General features: G+C 68.6%; 18 protein-coding genes and 3 pseudogenes. 12 read left to right on the top strand and 9 right to left on the bottom strand.

The window, feature by feature from the left end; translation table 11 throughout:
• Positions 1–874 precede the first annotated feature (874 nt).
• From ACGFRG_RS24455 to ACGFRG_RS24430, 6 genes are all read left to right on the top strand, one after another.
• Complete coding sequence (locus ACGFRG_RS24455; protein WP_393267158.1) at positions 875–2,026, top strand: nuclear transport factor 2 family protein; 1,152 nt, start codon at positions 875–877, stop codon at positions 2,024–2,026.
• A gap of 165 nt (positions 2,027–2,191) precedes the next feature.
• Positions 2,192–2,770 carry an SRPBCC family protein gene (locus ACGFRG_RS24450; RefSeq protein WP_393267155.1) on the top strand — a complete coding sequence of 193 codons (579 nt, stop codon included), beginning with the start codon at positions 2,192–2,194 and terminating at the stop codon, positions 2,768–2,770.
• Positions 2,771–2,886: 116 nt separating this feature from the next.
• Positions 2,887–3,528 (top strand): DUF2867 domain-containing protein, encoded by a 642-nt coding sequence (locus ACGFRG_RS24445; RefSeq protein ID WP_393267152.1) that lies wholly within the window; start codon positions 2,887–2,889, stop codon positions 3,526–3,528.
• Between the two features lie 73 nt (positions 3,529–3,601).
• Positions 3,602–4,225: a DUF2867 domain-containing protein gene (locus ACGFRG_RS24440; RefSeq protein ID WP_393267149.1), complete on the top strand. Its 624-nt coding sequence runs from the start codon at positions 3,602–3,604 to the stop codon at positions 4,223–4,225.
• Entirely contained in the window at positions 4,209–4,670 is a 462-nt protein-coding gene (locus tag ACGFRG_RS24435) for a DUF6463 family protein (RefSeq protein ID WP_361433390.1), read from the top strand. The genes ACGFRG_RS24440 and ACGFRG_RS24435 overlap by 17 nt, the downstream gene beginning before the upstream one ends.
• 10 nt (positions 4,671–4,680) lie before the next feature.
• Positions 4,681–5,739 (top strand): hypothetical protein, encoded by a 1,059-nt coding sequence (locus ACGFRG_RS24430; RefSeq protein WP_393267146.1) that lies wholly within the window; start codon positions 4,681–4,683, stop codon positions 5,737–5,739.
• 87 nt (positions 5,740–5,826) lie between these two features.
• Here the strand turns inward: ACGFRG_RS24430 and ACGFRG_RS24425 are convergent, their stop codons facing one another.
• Complete coding sequence (locus ACGFRG_RS24425; protein ID WP_393267143.1) at positions 5,827–6,495, bottom strand: ubiquinone/menaquinone biosynthesis methyltransferase; 669 nt, start codon at positions 6,493–6,495, stop codon at positions 5,827–5,829.
• 333 nt (positions 6,496–6,828) lie between these two features.
• Positions 6,829–6,966 carry a hypothetical protein gene (locus tag ACGFRG_RS24420; protein ID WP_361433398.1) on the bottom strand — a complete coding sequence of 46 codons (138 nt, stop codon included), beginning with the start codon at positions 6,964–6,966 and terminating at the stop codon, positions 6,829–6,831.
• Between the two features lie 44 nt (positions 6,967–7,010).
• Between ACGFRG_RS24420 and ACGFRG_RS24415 the strand changes: the two genes are divergently transcribed.
• Positions 7,011–7,223 carry a hypothetical protein gene (locus ACGFRG_RS24415; RefSeq protein WP_393267140.1) on the top strand — a complete coding sequence of 71 codons (213 nt, stop codon included), beginning with the start codon at positions 7,011–7,013 and terminating at the stop codon, positions 7,221–7,223.
• Position 7,224: 1 nt separating this feature from the next.
• Complete coding sequence (locus ACGFRG_RS24410; RefSeq protein WP_393267249.1) at positions 7,225–7,350, top strand: hypothetical protein; 126 nt, start codon at positions 7,225–7,227, stop codon at positions 7,348–7,350.
• Positions 7,351–7,496: 146 nt separating this feature from the next.
• Here the strand turns inward: ACGFRG_RS24410 and ACGFRG_RS24405 are convergent.
• Positions 7,497–7,808: pseudogene (locus tag ACGFRG_RS24405) on the bottom strand (DUF6463 family protein); the annotation flags it as partial.
• Positions 7,809–7,829: 21 nt separating this feature from the next.
• On the bottom strand, positions 7,830–9,059 hold the full coding sequence (locus ACGFRG_RS24400; protein ID WP_393267138.1) for a hypothetical protein: 1,230 nt from the start codon (positions 9,057–9,059) through the stop codon (positions 7,830–7,832).
• Positions 9,060–9,417: 358 nt separating this feature from the next.
• Between ACGFRG_RS24400 and ACGFRG_RS24395 the strand changes: the two are divergent.
• A pseudogene (locus tag ACGFRG_RS24395) lies at positions 9,418–9,862 on the top strand (restriction endonuclease); the annotation flags it as partial.
• A gap of 245 nt (positions 9,863–10,107) precedes the next feature.
• Positions 10,108–10,656 (top strand): hypothetical protein, encoded by a 549-nt coding sequence (locus tag ACGFRG_RS24390; protein ID WP_361433434.1) that lies wholly within the window; start codon positions 10,108–10,110, stop codon positions 10,654–10,656.
• 456 nt (positions 10,657–11,112) lie between these two features.
• On the opposite strand, the gene ACGFRG_RS24385 is transcribed toward ACGFRG_RS24390, so the two are convergent.
• Together ACGFRG_RS24385 and ACGFRG_RS24380 are read right to left on the bottom strand one after the other, a co-directional pair.
• Positions 11,113–11,508 carry a potassium channel family protein gene (locus ACGFRG_RS24385; protein ID WP_393267135.1) on the bottom strand — a complete coding sequence of 132 codons (396 nt, stop codon included), beginning with the start codon at positions 11,506–11,508 and terminating at the stop codon, positions 11,113–11,115.
• Positions 11,509–11,580: 72 nt separating this feature from the next.
• Complete coding sequence (locus ACGFRG_RS24380) at positions 11,581–12,183, bottom strand: HdeD family acid-resistance protein (RefSeq protein ID WP_393267133.1); 603 nt, start codon at positions 12,181–12,183, stop codon at positions 11,581–11,583.
• A gap of 348 nt (positions 12,184–12,531) precedes the next feature.
• On the opposite strand from ACGFRG_RS24380, the gene ACGFRG_RS24375 reads away from it, so the two are divergent.
• Entirely contained in the window at positions 12,532–13,260 is a 729-nt protein-coding gene (locus ACGFRG_RS24375; protein WP_393267130.1) for a DUF2625 domain-containing protein, read from the top strand.
• Positions 13,261–13,266: 6 nt separating this feature from the next.
• Here the strand turns inward: ACGFRG_RS24375 and ACGFRG_RS24370 are convergent.
• The 3 genes and pseudogenes from ACGFRG_RS24370 to ACGFRG_RS24360 all read right to left on the bottom strand — a co-directional run bounded on the left by ACGFRG_RS24370 (position 13,267) and on the right by ACGFRG_RS24360 (position 16,495).
• Positions 13,267–14,063, bottom strand: a protein-coding gene (locus tag ACGFRG_RS24370) for an IS5 family transposase (protein ID WP_393267244.1) whose coding sequence is annotated in 2 segments (ribosomal slippage) — positions 13,267–13,733 and positions 13,733–14,063 — 798 coding nt in all. Because the reading frame shifts where the segments join, the coding sequence is not laid out codon by codon here.
• Positions 14,064–14,309: 246 nt separating this feature from the next.
• Positions 14,310–15,180 (bottom strand): annotated as a pseudogene (locus ACGFRG_RS24365) (IS5 family transposase).
• A gap of 955 nt (positions 15,181–16,135) precedes the next feature.
• Entirely contained in the window at positions 16,136–16,495 is a 360-nt protein-coding gene (locus ACGFRG_RS24360; RefSeq protein ID WP_393267127.1) for a zinc ribbon domain-containing protein YjdM, read from the bottom strand.
• A gap of 130 nt (positions 16,496–16,625) precedes the next feature.
• Between ACGFRG_RS24360 and ACGFRG_RS24355 the strand changes: the two genes are divergently transcribed.
• Positions 16,626–16,967 (top strand): ArsR/SmtB family transcription factor, encoded by a 342-nt coding sequence (locus tag ACGFRG_RS24355; RefSeq protein WP_393267125.1) that lies wholly within the window; start codon positions 16,626–16,628, stop codon positions 16,965–16,967.
• The last annotated feature ends 5 nt before the right edge of the window (positions 16,968–16,972 follow it).

The raw sequence follows: 16,972 nt of genomic DNA, 5'->3' as shown, positions 1-16,972 counted from the left end.
CATCGCCAGAATCACCGCTTCGAGGCACTCGCGGGCCCACCACGGGTCTCCGCAACATGCCCACTCCGTGCAGCCGTCGCTCCCATAGTCCCACAGGCGTCGGTTCGGCTGGTGGACGAAGCTTCTCCAGCGCACCATGGCCGACCCGATCGAGCCCGGCCACAGGTACTTCTTCTGACGTTCTATCCGTTGAACTTCAGCGAGAGCTGCCAAGGAGAGGCCACGGATGATCGTGAGGTCGTCCGGCATCCGGGGCCGGCGGGGAAGCTCGGCACGGACGCGTCCAGGCCGTCTACGCGGCATCGGCCTTTCTGGTGATCGTCATGGCGGTCATCATCCCACCAACTGGCATCATCCGACCAAACCAGAGATCGGTCTCATAGTCCTACGGACACGCCCTGACACCTCATCAGCGGTGCACAAGATGCCCCACGCGCCCCCGTTGGAGTCCTTCGCAACCACTACTCGCAGGACGCCCTGCCTGCTGTTGAGCCTCTCCACCACCCCCTGGAAGGCCTCCCCTTCCTCCTCCCAGACCGCCAGCTCTTCGGCGTACTCCTGCTCGGCGCGGGTCGTCCACTTCTCCGGGATCAGCGCGCCGAGCCTCTGGGCGAGGTCTTCAGACGTCGTTCAGCAGGTTGGTGAACCAGGGCTGACTCTCCAGAGAGTCATTGTGGTTCGAGTAGTACCAACGGGTCGCGTAGCTGGCGTCGGCCGGCCCCAGCTCCAGCCCCGGCGAGTCGGTCCGGCCCAGCAGGTACTTCTGGTCCCCAGCCGGTGGTAGCTGTAGTCCACGGTGCGGCCCAGCCGCACACGCACCGCCCGGCCGGTCGCCTGATTGACGACCGAGAAATGCCCACGCGGGAAGTCAGTCATGATCGAATTCTGTCGGCGCGGACCGGCTCGCTCGAACATCCCCACCCAGGCGACACCAGAACAGATGAATGTTGCCGATCATCAAGGCGCAGCAGCAATACACCTGCTAGAGAGCCGCGCAGGGATCGGCCGCCACTACGGCACAGGGTGCAACGTCGTCCTGGTCGAACACCGCAGCCTCAGAATCACCGATGAGCGCACACGCGATGGCATCGGCCCGAACCCGGGCCGATACCCCCCTGCATGGCTGGTTCAGAGAAGGGCGCGTCCGCGGTGGTTACCGAAGTCGCCGTGGCCGCCGGGCCGTTCGACGTCGTCCTGGAGTCCATCGGCGGAGCGAGCTTGCCCGCGGCGCTGGCCAAGCTCGCCCGGCGCGGCGCCCCCGTGTGGTTCGGCCAGGCCAGCCGGGAGCCGGTCACCTTCGACTTCTTCGACTTCTCCACCGGTCCCGAGTCGGCCACCTTGCGCCACTTCCACTACGCCGACTCCGGAACCCCCTACGGAGAGCATCTCCGAACCCTGGTTCGGCTCGTCGCCGCCCGGGTCCTGCACCCTGAGACCGGCTTGCGGGCCGACCGGTCCGAGACCGCCGACATCCTGGACCGCCTGCGCGGCCGGGACACCGGGGCAACGCGGTCCTCACGGTGGCGCAGGCCGCCCAGTCCTGACGACAAGCTCGGCCGAATCCCCGTCGAACGATCCGCCCAGCCGAGACGATCACCACGAAGGAGCAGGGAAAGAGCACCCTCTTGGACCCCAAGGCCGTCGTCGTCCGCTACGTCGCGGCCGTCCGCGACGCGACGCGAAGGTCGTCATCGACAGCTTCGCCGAGGACGCCACCTGGCTGTACCCGGGCAGCCTGCCGATCTCCCTGTTGCGGGATAGCCGCGAGGCCATCGTCAACGACTTCCTCGGCAGCATGAGCCGCCGCCTGGACCCCACCGCGCCGGTCGTCATCGAACTCATCAACACCTTCGCGGACGGCGAACAGGTGCTCGCGGAGTGGATCTCGAAGGCCACCGCTGCCAACGGCGCGGTTTATGACAACAACTTCGCCGGAGTCTGCACCGTCCGGGACGCGAAGATCACCTCGGTGACGCAGTACGCGGACAGCCACCACGTCGCAGCGACCCTGTTCGCCCAGGACTGACCAGGCAGGACAGGGGCTCGGCCGGGCCGGAACCGCGTCGGCGGCATCGGCTTCTCTGCCTCGCCATCCAGCAGGCCCTCACAGCCGGTTGGCCCAGCTCTGAAATAGAGAGTATCCTCCATTTCAAGTGGAGAGGTTTCTCCAATATCCCGGGAGGGCTGCACCATGGCAGTGCTGAACGTCCACGAGCGCCGGATTCCGGCGACACCCGAGCAGGTCGGTGCCTTGATCGACGCCTTGGCCGGCGACGACGACCCGCTGTGGCCGTATCCGGCCTGGCCGAGGATGAGGTTCGACCGAGGGCTGCGCGTCGGTTCGCGGGGCGGTCACGGCCCCATCGGCTACACCGTCGTGGCATACGTGCCCGGTCAGTGGGTGAGGTTCCGCTTCAGTGCCCCGCGCGGCTTCGAGGGGTTCCACGAGTTCACCGTCGAGCCCGACGAACCGGGCAGCACCGTGCTCCGCCACGTCATCGCGATGCGATTGCACGGAACCGCCCGGCTCGCCTGGCCGCTGGTCTTCCGCTGGTTGCACGACACTCTGATCGAGGATTGCCTGGACCGGGCGCTTCACGCCTTCCGGCCGGACGACAGCGATCACCGCAAGATGACGGCACATGTCCGGATGCTGCGTCGCCTGACCTCGCAGACGGCCGCCCGGGCGAAGCCGCCTGTGATGGAGCCGGGATCTCGTCCGGCCCCGGCGGCGGGTGACTTGACGGCGCCGGCGAGACCCGCGCCGTGACCGGACCGCGCTTCGACGTGACCCATTGGCCGGAGCGTCCGGAGCGCGGCCACAGCGGGTCCACCCTCACGAGAACCCCGAGGAGCAGCACCATGCATGTCGATCGGAGTGCATCCATGCGCCTGCCGAACACGGCCCACGAGACACAGCCCTGGCTGATCCACCAGATCGCTCCCGACTTCCGGTTGGAGGATGTCTGGGCCCTGCCGACCCCCGGCGGCCCGGACGGCTTCACGACTCTGGTGTCGGTGCTTCAGGACGGCGACTTCCAGCAGGACGCCCCGCCGGTCGCGCGCATGCTGTGGCAGCTGCGCTGGAAGCTCGGCGCCGCTTTGGGCCTGGACCGGGACCGGGGCGGGCTCGACACCCGGGTGCGGTCCCTGCGTCACCGCCTGCCTCCGACGCTGCCTGAAGCAGCCGCCATCCACCCCGGCGACGGTCGGTCGCCGTTCACCTTCCTCTACCAGTCGGGCAATGAACGTGCCGCAGAGATCGCCAACCGGACCATGCACGGAGTGGTGCACCTGGGCTGGGTCCCCGACGAGCAGGGCGGCTGGCGCGGCCAGATGGCCGTCCTGGTGAAACCCAACGGCCGTCTCGGGACCGCCTACATGGCCGCCATCAGGCCTTTCAGGCACCGGGTCGTCTGCCCCGCCCTCATGCGCTCCTGGGAGCGCCGTTGGCAGCACCAGTGGGAGCGCGACACCCGCCCGGCGCCGACCGGACAGCACGACGCCCCGGCGGCCGTTCAGCCTTGACCAAGGAGGTCTCAAACATGGTGGTCCACCCATCCGACTCTCCATCTCACCGCAAGGGTGATGCGATATGAGAATGCCCGTCGAGGCCCACACCTCGCGTCCCTGGCTCATCCACGAGATCGCACCGGATTTCCGGATAGAGGACGTCTGGTCGTTCCGCACTCCCGGCGCCGGACCGGACGACTTCCCCGTGATGCTGGCCGCGTTGGAGGCCAGCAACCGGCCCGGGAAGACGACTTGGCCGACCCGGTTCCTGTTCGCGGTGCGCTGGAAACTCGGCGCGGTGTTCGGCTGGGACACGCCGCAGGCCGGCCTGGACGCCGCCGTGACGTCCCTGCGGGATCGCCTTCCGGAGGACCTGCGCCGCTGCCCTGGACACAAGGATCCGAACATCCCGTTCACGCCGGTGTACCAGACCCATGACGAGTGCGTGGAGGAGATGGCCAACACCACCGCCCACATCGTGTGCCACCTGGGCTGGGTCGCGACCGACGACGGCGGCTACGAACTCCGGATGGCCGCCCTGACCAAACCCGGCGGCCGGCTCGGCCGGTTCTATCTGGCCTTCATCAAACCCTTCCGCTACCTGGTCATCTACCCAGCCCTGACCCGGCGTTGGGAGAGCGCCTGGCTCGACCGCGACCTGGACCTGGACCTGGACCTGGACAAGAAGGTGCACCATGACCGCGAAAGCTGACCCGGGGCCGTCCCGGAACCGGCAGCTGATCACCTGGGCCGGATGGCTCCTGGTGACATTCGGAACAGCGCACACAGTGCTCGCGCTGACCATCGAGCACGCCGCGAGCCACGCGGGCGACTGGTTCAGCGGGAAGCTGTGGGGCTCCGACCTGGCCGCGATGAGCCCGGCCGGAAGCGCATATTGGCTGACCTACAACAGTTTTGGCCCGCCGATCGTCATCATCGGTTTGACAGTCATGTGGCTGAACCGCCGTGGCATCGCCCCGCCGCCGTTCATCGCCTGGGCCCTGCTGACCTGGACGGTTGGCGGCACGGCGCTCGCCGGGTTCGCACCCCCGCTCGACTTGGCCGCGGAGGTCCTCCTGCTCGTCGCCGCCCGCCGCGCCAAGCAGGCGCCCCGGACGGACCTGGTCCACCACGCTGCCGGACCACAAGGATCCTGATGGTGGAAGCATGACGAAGGAAGAAGCGAATTCACACCCCGTGAAGCCTTCGGCAGGGCCCGATGCGGACTTCACAACGGGGCGGGCCCCTCCGATCAGCCGTCTGCGCGTCATCGCCTGCTACGGCACCATCGCGGCAACGTTCCCCTACCTCGCCCTCAAACTCGCCTGGGCCGTCGGCAGTCACATCGGCGTCAAGGGCGACGCGATGGAGAACCCGACGATGGTCGGGGCGAATCTCGCGACACTGGGCATGGACGCCGCCGCCGCGACGCTGGCGCTCGCGCTCATCAGGCCCTGGGGCCGCCGGATCCCGGCCTGGCTGCTGGTGTTCCCACTGTGGGTCGCCACCGGATTCATCGGGCCGATCCTCATCGGCGCCCCGCTGTCCGGCCTGGTGGCGGCGATGACCGGGACCGCGGGCGGCGAGCCGCGGCACGACCCGGCAGACGACATCGCCGGCTGGGTGTTCGGGATCGTCTACACCGGCTTCATTCTGCAGGGGATCGGCCTCGCGATCGGGTTCTTCCTCTACGCGCGCTCCCGCTGGGCCCCGGCATTCCGGCTGCAGCTTCGGGATCTGCCCACGGGCCCGACGTTCGCCGTGCAGAAGATCACGATCGTCGGCGTCGCGGCCTTCAGCCTGCTCCCCTCCGGGATCCACCTGTACTGGGCGGCCGGCGGCACGGGACTGCGACCGGACCTGGACCAGACATGGCAGGCACGGCTGGTCATGGAAGACGTGTTCGCGCTGCTGCCACTGACCGGGACCGCCGCCATGCTGATCCTGGCCGGCAGCCGAGACGCACGGCCGGCGCGCACGACGCTCGCCGCAGCCTGGCTGGGCACCGGCGCGCTCTTCTCATGGGGCTTCTGGTGGATGGTCTGCGCCTCCTTGAAGGTGCCGTTGTCGGAGGGCAAGGACATGCGCGGCCTGGGCCTGGTCGGCGGGATGATGACGCTGGCCGGAGCGGTGCTGGCGTCGGGGCTGGCGCAAACCGTGGCCACGGCGCTCGCGACACGTGCACAGACTTCGAGGACTGAGATGGCTACCGCCGAGTCGTCGTAGCAGAGCGCCTCCGTCGGGCCGCACGCCCCTTCGCAGGGCGTGCGGCCTTGCGGCGTGGTCGCATGCGAGCGCTGTCGCCGCCGTTCGTCACGCCGTCTTGGTGGCCCACATGATGACGTTGGTGCCGAAGAACGTCTTACGCCACCCGATGCCCTCGAAACCGAGCCCGTGCAGCACCTCGGTGATGCGCTGCGGCGACATGAAGTCCCGCGTGCTGGATTCGAGATAGGCATAGGACGTGCGGTCGCGCGCCACGACCTGTCCCAGCAGCGGAACGATGACACGCATTCCCCACTGCACGACCGGCTTCACCGGGCCGCTCGGGGGGCACGTTTCGAGGATCACGAGGCGGCCGCCGGATTTGAGGACCCGGCGCTGTTCGCTGAGCGCTCGGTCCAAGTCCTCGACGTTCCTGAGGAGGTAGCCCTCGGTGATCCCGTCGAAGGACTCGTCTTCGAAGGGCAGACAGGCCGCGTCGGCATGCTGCCAGCGCACCGCGGCGGCCCCGGGTTTGGCTTTCGCCCGGCGCAGCATCTCCTCCGAGAAGTCAAGGCCGGTCACCGTGGCGGCGGGGTACCTGCGAGCCGCCTCCAGAGCGATCGCGCCCGTCCCCGTCGCCAGATCCAACAGCTTCCCGCCTCCGGGCGGCGCGACGCGAACGGCCACCTCCCGGCACCATTTCTCATGACGGCCGAGCGTCATGACGAAGTTCATCCGGTCGTAGTACCCGGCGATCTTCTGGAAGATCCCATGCACTTCGGAGTCCTTGCCGCGACGCGGGTGGGAACTCATCACCTGTTCTGCCTTTCTCTGCTGGAACGGCTTCTGCCGGATCGTCCGGGAGAGGCGACACGACTCCCGACGGCTTCGGGCTGAGCCGTAGACTTCGAACGCTCAGTGGTCGCTGCTGTCGGGATCCCGGGTCCGATGCATGAGTGGGGAATCCATGCGGTCGACACGATCCGAGAACATCCACCTCGATGGCTTGGCCCGGACCTTCAGCGACCGATTCCTGGGCCGTGGCGCGCCGTTCTCATCGGTGTCCGGCCGGATTTCCAGCGGCTTCCGCACCTCATGCGCGGTCAGCCGTTACCGTTCGCCTGCGGATAGCGGCTCATGGACCTCAGTGAACTTGCCTCCCACCGAGACCTTGATGATGCCGGTCTCACGACCGTGGAGGACCTTTTCCTGGTCGCGATGTTGCAGGCCGAAGGCGACGTCGGCCACGCCGATCGCGGTGCGGGCCGGCGGTTGCGTGGACAGTCCAGCAGGTGGTGCTCCCGCTCGTCGCCGGTGACCCACTGCTCGAAGAACGGCCACAGGCGAAGCAGCACCGCAACCGGTACCCGGCGGTGTACGAACTCTCATGGGAAGCCACCCGCCGCCCCGCCCTGCAGCAGACCTTCGACGCCATGAAGGGCTCGGCGGCTGACTTCACCCACGAGCAGCACCAAGCCCTCGGGCTGACCACATCGCGGGGCTGACGTGGAAACCCTGATCATCCTGCTCGGCGGTGCACTGTTCAATCCGATCACCGGCCAGGCCGGCGAAGTCGACGGTGCTACGTGCACCGCACTGGCCCACACCACAGTCGCCGGCATCGCGTCATGACCCGGCGGAGCGCGCGGACCGACGGACTCCCACCAAGAGCAGAACGGATGCGGCTGTCGCCAGCGGCGCGGGGGACGGCTCACGCTGACCGTACAGACGACGGTCCACGGGAGCACCACCCAGGGGAGGAAGACCGGCGGCGTTATGCCGCGTCGATCCATCCACGTCACCAAGAGGCCGATGACGAACAGCGGCAGACCGAAGCCGGCCGGGCTGCCCCAGAAGGCATTGGCCGCGCGGGTGTCCTCCCACCAGTGGCCCCAAAGCCGCAAGAACAGCCCATCCCCGAGGTAAGTCCGGCTGAGCAGCAGTCCGACGAGAAGGTGTACGGCGCCGATGAACGCCAGAAGCCGGCCGGCCCATTTGATCACGCGAGTAACGCTCCCGTCGCAGCGTTCATCGTTGGTTGCGGAGTTTCGGATGGGCGATGTGTGCAGGCCGACGAGGAATGCTGCCATCGTCGGCCACGCCTTGAGGACTCAGGCGCGATGGCGCCGGTAATAGGAGAAGGTGACGGCCGCGAGCAGCGGGCCCCAGAGCACCAGGGGCTGATAGCAGACTCCGACGATGTCGCGCCAGGGTCCCTGGAACGCCGGGTGGTGCTCATCGGACCACCACAACGCGAAGCCGCTCCAGATGGCCATGAGAGCCAGTGAGCCGAGCGCGGCGGGAATGACGGCCGCCAGCGGGTGAACACGTCGTCCTCCGATGAACGGTATCCAGCGTGGTACGACCTCGCCCCACGGCCGGACCAGTCCAAGGGTGAGCAGGGCCAGGGCCTCGGAGACCACGCTGAGGCCGATGACGGCGACACTGCCCCAGCCCGGGATCTGGAACGACCGGTGAAGTTCGGCATCGCTGTAGCCGACAGGCAGGCCGAACCCGAGAGCTATCCGCCACAGGCCCGAGGGCACAGCGGTGAGGGCGGCCGCGTGGGCGGCACGGACAGCCCATCGGGGAGCCGGGAGCGGAGTGGTCCGGAAGGCGGCCTTGCGCTCGCGATCTCCGCCATGTCCGGCGCCGGGATCGGCCAGAGGGTCCGTCGTCGAACCAGAGTCCTTGCCGACGGAAGTCCCTGTCCGCCGTCCGCGCCGGTCGGCGGTACGGCCAACGTATCTCCGGGTCCGGCGCTGATAGGACAGCGAACAGACGCCGAGGGACAGGCCGATAGCGAAGAAGTTGACGAACCCGATGACGAACACTGTGGGAGACAGACCCGCCAGGTGCGCTGCGGACAGGCCGCCGGTGGCTATGACGACAAGGCCGAGGCCCCCATAAGGCGTCAGCGTCGCTGCGACCGCCCAGCCGGGAGCCAGCAACAGCCACCGCGGGACCCGTCGGCCCCGGAGCCCCGGCACCCAGCGCGGGAAGACCTGACCCCATGGCCGGACGAGCGCGGCGAGCAAGGTGACGGCCAGCAGGATGCCGATCGCGGTGAAGTCGAGGCCGTGTCGCTCCATCCACACGAGGAAGCGGGGCGCCCCGTTCTTGGCGAACTCGTCGGCAAGATCCATCCCGGCGGGCTTCCCCGCGGTGCCGCCCCAGGCCCAGTAGACCTTCATCGCGACATACGGGAGGGCTCCGAGGGAGCCGGTGACCGCCGCCCACACGGCTGCTGGTCCCGCGGTGACGATGGTGGCGTCGGTGCCCGCCAGCGCCCGCCCACGTCTTGGCGGTGTCCGACGGTCACCGGAGTACAGCACGGCCATGGCCCACCCCTTCCGGAGGTATTAGAGAGCTCGATCCAATTAATATAGAGGCTACTCTCCATTTGGTCGGGACTGGGACGCGGGACCCCTCCTGGCTTGGACGCCGGCGGGCGGCGGCCTATGCGGGCCCCGAGGACTTCGCCGGTGCGGTCGGGGCCGGTCGCCGGGGCGTGAGCCGGATGGTGACCGGTAACAGGGCACCCGTCGCAACCCCGGCTGCGAGGTATGCCGGTTTCGGGTCGAACACGGCCCGGTCTGACCGCCTCGTGCACCGCGCGTGGTGGCGAGCGACCCCATCACGGCGAAGCCGAGGACGGTTTGCCGGGAGGTGCCGACGGTTGCGGAGGCCAGGCCCGTGCGGGTGCGCACCCGCGGACTCCGCATCGCCATGTCCCCGATCGACGCCCTGCCCTATGACGATTTCGCGTACGCGGTGCGCGACTTGATGCACCGCGACGGATGCGGCGACGCCCGGAAGGTCGGCGGCGCGAACGACCGCGGTGCCGACGTGACGGCCACCGACCCCTACGGCCGCTGCTGGGTGATCCAGCGCAAGCACCGTAAGGAGGGTGACCAGGGCTCCGCCGTCGGTACCCCCGACCTCCAGCGCCTCAACGGCACCGCCCGGCAGCTGCACGGCGCCGACGTCGTCGTCATCGTCGCCAATGGCCGCTTCTCCTCCCCGTGCCCCCCAGATGGCCAAGTCCATGGGCATGCACCTGGTCGACCGGCGCATCCTCGGGGAATGGGCCGCGGGCGGACGGCTCCTGTGGGAGATCCTCCGCATGCCACCGCCCCGCGCCCATCCCGGCCGGCTGGTGTACCGCCGAGGTTTACCCGTGAAGTCAACCCTCCGTGGGATGCCGGTGGGACGTGGGCGCTGGGACCTTGGGGCCGGTTCGTTCGGCTCAACGGAAGGACGGTTCACATGCGTATCGCCAAGTGGACGGGGCTCGCTGTGGCGGCCGCGCTCACCACGTTCGGGTTGACGCTCTCAGGCCCTGCCGCAGCTGCCGCTGCGGCTCCGCGGTCCGGGGTGCACCCTGAGGTGAGCAGTAGTGTCAGGCTGCCGGACATCACTTTGACGCCTTCGTCGGTGCCGCAGACCAAGACCGTGCGCATCCCAGCGGCACCGGAGGAGTGCAGTTACATCAGGGAGACCCATCCCGGGCTCATTCCCGCCACCGGCCCGTGCTACGACACACTCACCGTGCACCTCGAAGCGGCGCAGACCGCGAAGGCCGCCCCGGGGGTGAGTGCGCAGAGGTGGCGGACCGCTCACGGCTGGACCGAGATCTGCGGCGTGTTCTGCTGGGTCTGGCACTCCAAGGTCTCCACCGAGTACGCGTACAACGGAAACGACCGTGTCTGGCAGCACTGGGTCGACTGCAGCGACTACGGCGGCACGGGCTACACCGTCGACGTCAAATGGTGCGGCTACTGGAACAACGGCGGCTACGGCTCGTACTACATGAACATGGGCGACAACTTCCAGGTCTCCTGGGTCTACAAGGGATCCCCGGTGCACCGCGGCTACTGGCAGCGGTACAACGTCGCGACCAACGGAAACTACTGGCTCACCGGCTCGGGTAGGTAAGTCCCGGTACGCCTGCGAGACAAAGGCGGGCGAACGCCCTGGGCCTCTGCGGATATCCGCAGAGGCCCAGGGCGTGATCTGGATCGCGTAGCAGCGCCGTCATCGGGTGCGCGCATGCGCTGACGAGATCTCAGTAGGGTCGGGGACCGGCGCGGTCGCTCATGCTCCGTTTCCGGTCGCCGACCCTACTGAGCGGCTACGGCCCAGCTCAGAGGGATGATTGCGCCGTCTCGCCGTCGGGCTTGCGTCGGAGCACGGTGTGGAGCATGTCGTCGGTGGCCTGGACCTGGCCGTGGTACTTGCCCTTGCGGGCCGCGGCGCCGAGCCCTTCGAGGGTGGGCTCGCATGATGTTCTCCCGCTCGATCTCGGCCATCGCGGCGAAGACGCGGTCTGTCGCGGGAGGCTCTCCGCTTCAGCCCTGTCCCCAGCAGGTCACCGTGGGGCCCCGGGCGGCTTCAGTCGTCGGGGGTTTTCTGGGCGCCCTTGTCGCGGCGTTCGGCGCGGTGGGCTTTGTAGCGGTCGGCGCGGGCGGCCTGGGTGTGGATGAAGGCGCTGGCGAGCTGGGTGGCGAGGGCGGCGAAGAGGCCTACGGCGAGCAGGGCGTAGATGATGGTGAAGACTTTGCCGGCGCTGGTGGTCGGGGCGAAGTCGCCGTAGCCGATGGTCAGCCCGGTGCACACGGCGAAGTACACGGAGTCCAGCACGCTCCAGTGTTCCTGGCGGGTGTAGAAGAGGCTTGCTCCGGTCCATACGAGCAGCAGGGACAGGGCGGTTGCGCGGAAGGCGGGCTCCTTCCAGGCGGCGCGCACGGCGGAGAGCAGCCGGGCGATCATCTTGCCGAATCCGAACACCGCGCTCTCCTGCCGTCGTCGGCCGTGTCGGAACCGCCGGTGGACCCATCAGGCCACTGTGAGTCCAGCTCTCTACTCGGGCAGGGTGTGCTTGGCGCGGCTGCGGATCCGGAAGGCGGTGATGATCTCGGTGATGCCGAGGGCGAGGAGCCAGCAGCCGGACAGCACGGTCAGGACGGCCAGCGACTTGAACGGGGAGGCGATCATCACGACGCCGCCGAGGACGCTGACGACTCCCGCGAGGAGCAGCCAGCCGCGGGCGGGCATGTAGGTGTCACCGGCGGCGGCCAGGGTCAGGGTGATACCGCGGAAGAGCCAGCCGATGCCGATCCACAGGGCCAGCATCAGCACGGATTCCAGGGCACTGCGGAAGCAGAGCAGACCGAGCAGGACGGACAGGGCGCCGCTGATGAACCCCATGACCCGCAGTGACGTCGAGGTGTGGGTACCGAGTGCGGCCGCGATCTGGAAGACGCCGCTGACCAGGAGATACACGCCGAAGAGGATCGCCACCGCGAGCAGCGTCGCCCCCGGCCAGGCCAGGACCAGCACCCCCAGGAGCACGGAGGCGATCCCGGCCAGCAGCACGTTCTGCCAGGCCGCGTCCGCCAGCCACCGCAGCACCCCCTGGTACTCGGCTCCGGGATCCGTGGAAGTGTCTCGTTGGTAGGCCATGACGCTCCTCACCGGCAGCGGACCGCGTGCCCGCGCCCGCCGCCACGCGCCCCGAATAGTTCGTTTAGGGTAAATAATTCTTATTTGCCCACTTGAGGGTGCGGTCATGCCGGGACCCGCGCAACCGGAGCCGGGGACGCGAGCCGACGCGGGAGTGCCCCCGGCGCGCCGCAGTAGTACGCGCGAAGAAACAATGCTCAGCGGCGATGACCCAGGTCAAAGGCGGCCGGTGGGCTCCGTCTTCTGCGTGGTGCGCGAGCCGGGGGCTTAGAGATCATCTCGTTTGGTGGTTCGGAGCCAGGGTGACCCGGCGGGCTGGGCCTTTGGTGGTGGTGCGACGATGCGGGGATGCGCGAGGTCCATGAGCTGATCAACGTCGACGATCCGGCCTGGCCGGCCCTCCTTGAGGAGCTGTCCGGCACCGGCGTTCCCGTCGAGGTGCTGCCCGGTGATGCCGAGGTAGGCCGCGCTGGACTGCAGCAACTTCAGGTCTCCGCCCGGTCACACCTGGGCGGGATCGTGCTGAACTGCGGCGGTCTGCTCGTCGACAGCGGATGGCTGCGGATCTTCGGTAGTCCGCGAGGCACCGACACCGAGGGACTGCCCAGCCTGGCCGAGGTCAACGCGATGCCCTCGACATTCGATCCCGCATGGCGACCGGGGGCAGGCATCGTGGTCGCACACGACGTACTGGGCGGGGTCTTCGCCCTCAACGGGGGCAATCCCCATGCGGCCGGTCGCCCCGGCGAGCCGGGCGAGATTGTCTACTTCGCCCCCGACGCCCTTGGCTGGGAGGCCCTGGGCGCCGGCCATTCGGCCTGGCTGTCCTGGATCCTCGCCGGAGGACTCGATGAGTTCTACGGGGACCTGCGGTGGGACGGCTGGCGCAGTGAGGTCTCCGTGTTGACCGGGCGCCAGGGGCTGTCGTTCTTCCCGCCGTTGTGGTCGGCCGAGGCCCGCCAGGACCTGCTGGCGACCAGCCGTCGTGCGGTGCCCATGGCGGAACTCCTGGGCCTGAGCCGTGACTCGTGCCTGCAGTTCGACGGCGCCGACCCGGGCTTCCTCGGCGCCGTATGAACCGGATCACCCGCCCAGACGCCGGAAGCAGATGAGGGTGGCGGCGATGCTGGCGAAGGCGAGGAAGTGCTCGGCCTTGCGTTCGTAGCGGCGGTGTCGACGGCGGCACCCGGACAGCCATGCGACGGTGCGCTCCACGGTCCACCGGTGACGGCCAAGGCGCTGGGAGGATTCGATGCCCCGGCGCGCGATGCGCGGGGTGATGTTCCGAGAACGAAGCCAACGGCGCAGGTGATCGTAGTCGTACCCCTTGTCGCCATGGAGCTTGGCGGGCCGTCGCCGACGCGGTCCGCGGCGGGATCGGATGGGCGGAATGCCGCGCACGAGGGGTTCGAGTCCCTGACCGTCGTGGGTGTTCGCGGCTGAGATCCCGATCGAGAGGGGCAGACCGGACCGCTCGGTGATCAAGTGGATCTTTGAGCCCTTCTTGCCGCGATCTACGGGATTCGGACCCGTCAGATCCCCCCTTTCGTCGCCCGCATGTTCACGGAGTCGATCGCGCACCGGGACCAGTCCAACTGTCCACGGGCGCCGAGTTCGTCCAGCACCAGGCGGTGGAGCTTGCCCCATACCCGGGCCCGGCTCCACTCAGTGAAACGGCGGTGCGCGGTCGGCCCGGACGGGCCGAAGCCTGGCGGCAGCTGCCGCCAGGTACAGCCGGTCGTGGCCACGAACACGATCGCCGCCAGCACTTCGCGATCACCGTACCGGCGTCGGCCACCGCCCTGCGGTCGCACCGGCGCCGCCGGGACCACCCTCTGGAACAACTCCCACAAACCGTCCGGCACCAGACGCCCCACCATCGCCATCACGACCGCCAGCTTAGTGATCAAGCCAGTTGAGACGATCTCTTAGGGCCTGTCCGGTGGATCTTGCCTGGGACGTGGGGGTGTGGTGCTTCCCCAAGCTCTCAACCTCGTTCGAGCAGGGGAGACCTCAATACTGCAAGGCGGAGGAGGGCGGCGACGCGGAGCGTCAGCAACCGACGACAACGCGGCAGATGGGCGTGCCACACCCCTGCGTCCCAGGCAAGATCCACCGGACAGGCCCTAGGCACGGAGCCAGAGGCGGAGGGCTGCGACGGTCACCGTCCCGTGAAAGACGTACGCCCTCTTGTCGAAGCGCGTGGCCACGGCTCGCGAGTTCTTCAGCCGGTTGATCAGCCGCTCGACTTCGTTCCTGCGGCCGTAGCGTGCCGGGTCGAATCCAGTGGGCCTGCCGCCGTCGCTGCCACGGCGCCGGCGGTTGGCCTGCTGGTCGCGGCGCTCGGGAATGGTGTGCTTGATCTGCCGACGCCGCAGGTAACGGCGGTTGCGACGTGACGAGTACGCTCTGCCGCCGCGGCCGTGTGCGTGGACGGCCGCCGGCCAGCCGGGGCACCCGGATGCGTTCCACAACCGGGATTATCCGCGGGGCATCGCCCCACTGCCCGGGGGTGACCAGCACGGCCAACAGCCGCAGTCCGCCCTCACCGGCCAGGTGGATCTTCGTCGTCAGCCCGCCGCGTGAGCGGCCGAGGGCTTCATCCGGACGGTGCTGGGCGGGCCGGGCGCGCTTGCCGGGCTTCCGCGGCGCCTTCTTGCGTGCGCCAGAAGCATGCTGATGGGCACGGCACACGGTGGAATCCACACTCACCATGGACCAGTCGAAACGGCCTTCCACATCGGCATCCGTCTGGACAGCCCGGAAGATCCTCTCCCATGTGCCATCCGCAGACCAGCGCCGGTGCCGGTCGTAACAGGTCTGCCGGCTCCCGAACCTCCTTGGAAGGTCCCGCCACGGGATACCGGTCCGTATACGGAACGAGATCCCGTTGATGACCAGCCGGTGATCCTTCCACCGTCCGCCTCGACCGGCGTTCTTCGGCAAGTGCGGCTCCGGCTGAGCCCATTCGGATTCGGTCAGATCGCCCCGCCCCACACGACCCTGAACGATCGACAGCCCGGCTCGTCACCGACCCATCAGACAGTCCCTGGTTGCCGCGGGAGAGGCGGAAGCCTGGCTGGGGCCGCTTCCCGCCCCATGAGCCGGGTTGTCGCTCACGTCGGTCGACGGGCTCCACCGCTTCGCTGAGGGCCTCGTGCTGGTTCGCTCGGTATTCGGGGAGGCTGGCGGTCTCGTGGTTACGGAGATGGAGGACGCTGATGTAGACGTCCGTGTTTCCCTCCGCGTCGACGGTGGCGACCCACTTGTCGCTGAGATCGTCGCCCCGGGGAAGCGGCGTGCCTACGGTCCAGCAGGAGAAGTGGGCGGGACCGGCGTTCAGGTAGGCCGCGTGACTGCTGCTGCGGGCGTCGGGGGTCCAGTGGGTCCACGTCCAGTCCGACACGGTGAGCCGGTGGGGCATGTGGAGACGTTCCCGGCCCGCGTGGTCGGCGATGGGGCCGAGGGCCACCATCCGCGCGACGGTCAGGGCGGAGCAGGCTGTGGCTGTCACCACGGTGATGAGCGGGGTGTGCCAGCGGGGGCGCTGTGGCGGTGACGCGACAGGCCGGAGCGCCGCGGACGGATCCGGACCAGCCCTTGGCCCGACGGCGACCGGACCGGCGGCTGCTACGGCGTCGGAAGCGACGTGGGCTTCCATGTCTGCACGTCGGCGCTGGCGTAGTGCTGGCCCTTCGGGAGCGCCAACCGCGCCACCAGCATCAGGTTCAAGCTGGACGGCGCCACCAACAGCTGCGGAGGCGACTGGGTCTCGAACGCCGGCGTGGGCGGCGTTCCGGCGCGCCTGCGCCGCTGCTGTCCGTGATCGGCGCCAGAGCCGCCGGGGGTGCGTCCGTCACCGACGGCGGGCGCACCCCCGGATCCGAACCGGGTTCGCCGGCGCCACTCGTGGCTGGCCGAACCGCCGCGGGAGAAGTTCGTCGCCTCGTGATCAGGCTTTCTTGACCACGCTGGACTTGAGCTGCATGGCGCCGAAGCCGTCGATCTTGCAGTCGATGTCGTGGCCGTCCACTCCGTCGATCAGCCGGATGTTGCGGACCTTCGTACCGGCCTTGATCCCCGACGGGCTGCCCTTCACCTTGAGCGCCTTGACGACCGTCACCGTGTCGCCGTCGCCCAGCACATTGCCGACGGCGTCCTTGACGACCCGCTCCTCGGTGCCGCCATCACCTTCCGCGCTGCTCTCGGCGGGAACCCACTCGTGCCCGCACTCCGGGCACACCACGAGGGCGTTCATCTCGTACGTGTACTCACAGGCGCACTTCGGACAGGGAGGAAGGTTCTCGATCACGCCGCCAGGATACCTAGGATCATTGGAAACTAGCGAATTGCAAATTTTCGCAATTGGTTAGATGCTGTGACGGCCGTGCCCGTAGGTAGCCGCGGGCACGGCCCTGTCCCGGTGAGTGAGGTCGAGCGTCGTGTCGGTTCCGCTGTATCAGGCCAAGGCCGAGTTCTTCCGGATGCTGGGCCACCCGGTCCGTATCCGGGTACTGGAGCTGCTGCAGGACGGGCCGAAACCGGTACGGGACCTGCTGGCCTCGATCGAGGTGGAGCCCTCCAGCCTGTCCCAGCAGCTGGCGGTGCTGCGCCGGTCCGGAATCGTCACCTCGCGGCGCGAGAGTTCCACGGTCGTGTACGAGCTGGCGGGCGGAGACGTCGCCGACCTGATGCGGGCCGCGCGGCGGATCCTGACCGAGATGCTGGCCGGGCAGAACGAACTCCTCGCGGAGCTGCGGGAATCCGAGGTCGCGGCCAAGTGAACTCG

This window comes from Streptomyces sp. NPDC048696, from assembly GCF_043198895.1.
Lineage (GTDB): Bacteria > Actinomycetota > Actinomycetes > Streptomycetales > Streptomycetaceae > Streptomyces.
This window is presented reverse-complemented; position numbering and strand designations above follow the sequence as displayed.

Bases quoted from the DNA above. Each gene is read 5' to 3' on its own strand.
- ACGFRG_RS24455 (WP_393267158.1), top strand. From the start codon at position 875: ATGATCGAATTCTGTCGGCGCGGACCGGCTCGCTCGAACATCCCCACC.
- ACGFRG_RS24450 (WP_393267155.1), top strand. From the start codon at position 2,192: ATGGCAGTGCTGAACGTCCACGAGCGCCGGATTCCGGCGACACCCGAG.
- ACGFRG_RS24445 (WP_393267152.1), top strand. From the start codon at position 2,887: ATGCGCCTGCCGAACACGGCCCACGAGACACAGCCCTGGCTGATCCAC.
- ACGFRG_RS24440 (WP_393267149.1), top strand. From the start codon at position 3,602: ATGCCCGTCGAGGCCCACACCTCGCGTCCCTGGCTCATCCACGAGATC.
- ACGFRG_RS24435 (WP_361433390.1), top strand. From the start codon at position 4,209: ATGACCGCGAAAGCTGACCCGGGGCCGTCCCGGAACCGGCAGCTGATC.
- ACGFRG_RS24430 (WP_393267146.1), top strand. From the start codon at position 4,681: ATGACGAAGGAAGAAGCGAATTCACACCCCGTGAAGCCTTCGGCAGGG.
- ACGFRG_RS24400 (WP_393267138.1), bottom strand. From the start codon at position 9,059: ATGGCCGTGCTGTACTCCGGTGACCGTCGGACACCGCCAAGACGTGGG.
- ACGFRG_RS24380 (WP_393267133.1), bottom strand. From the start codon at position 12,183: ATGGCCTACCAACGAGACACTTCCACGGATCCCGGAGCCGAGTACCAG.
- ACGFRG_RS24375 (WP_393267130.1), top strand. From the start codon at position 12,532: ATGCGCGAGGTCCATGAGCTGATCAACGTCGACGATCCGGCCTGGCCG.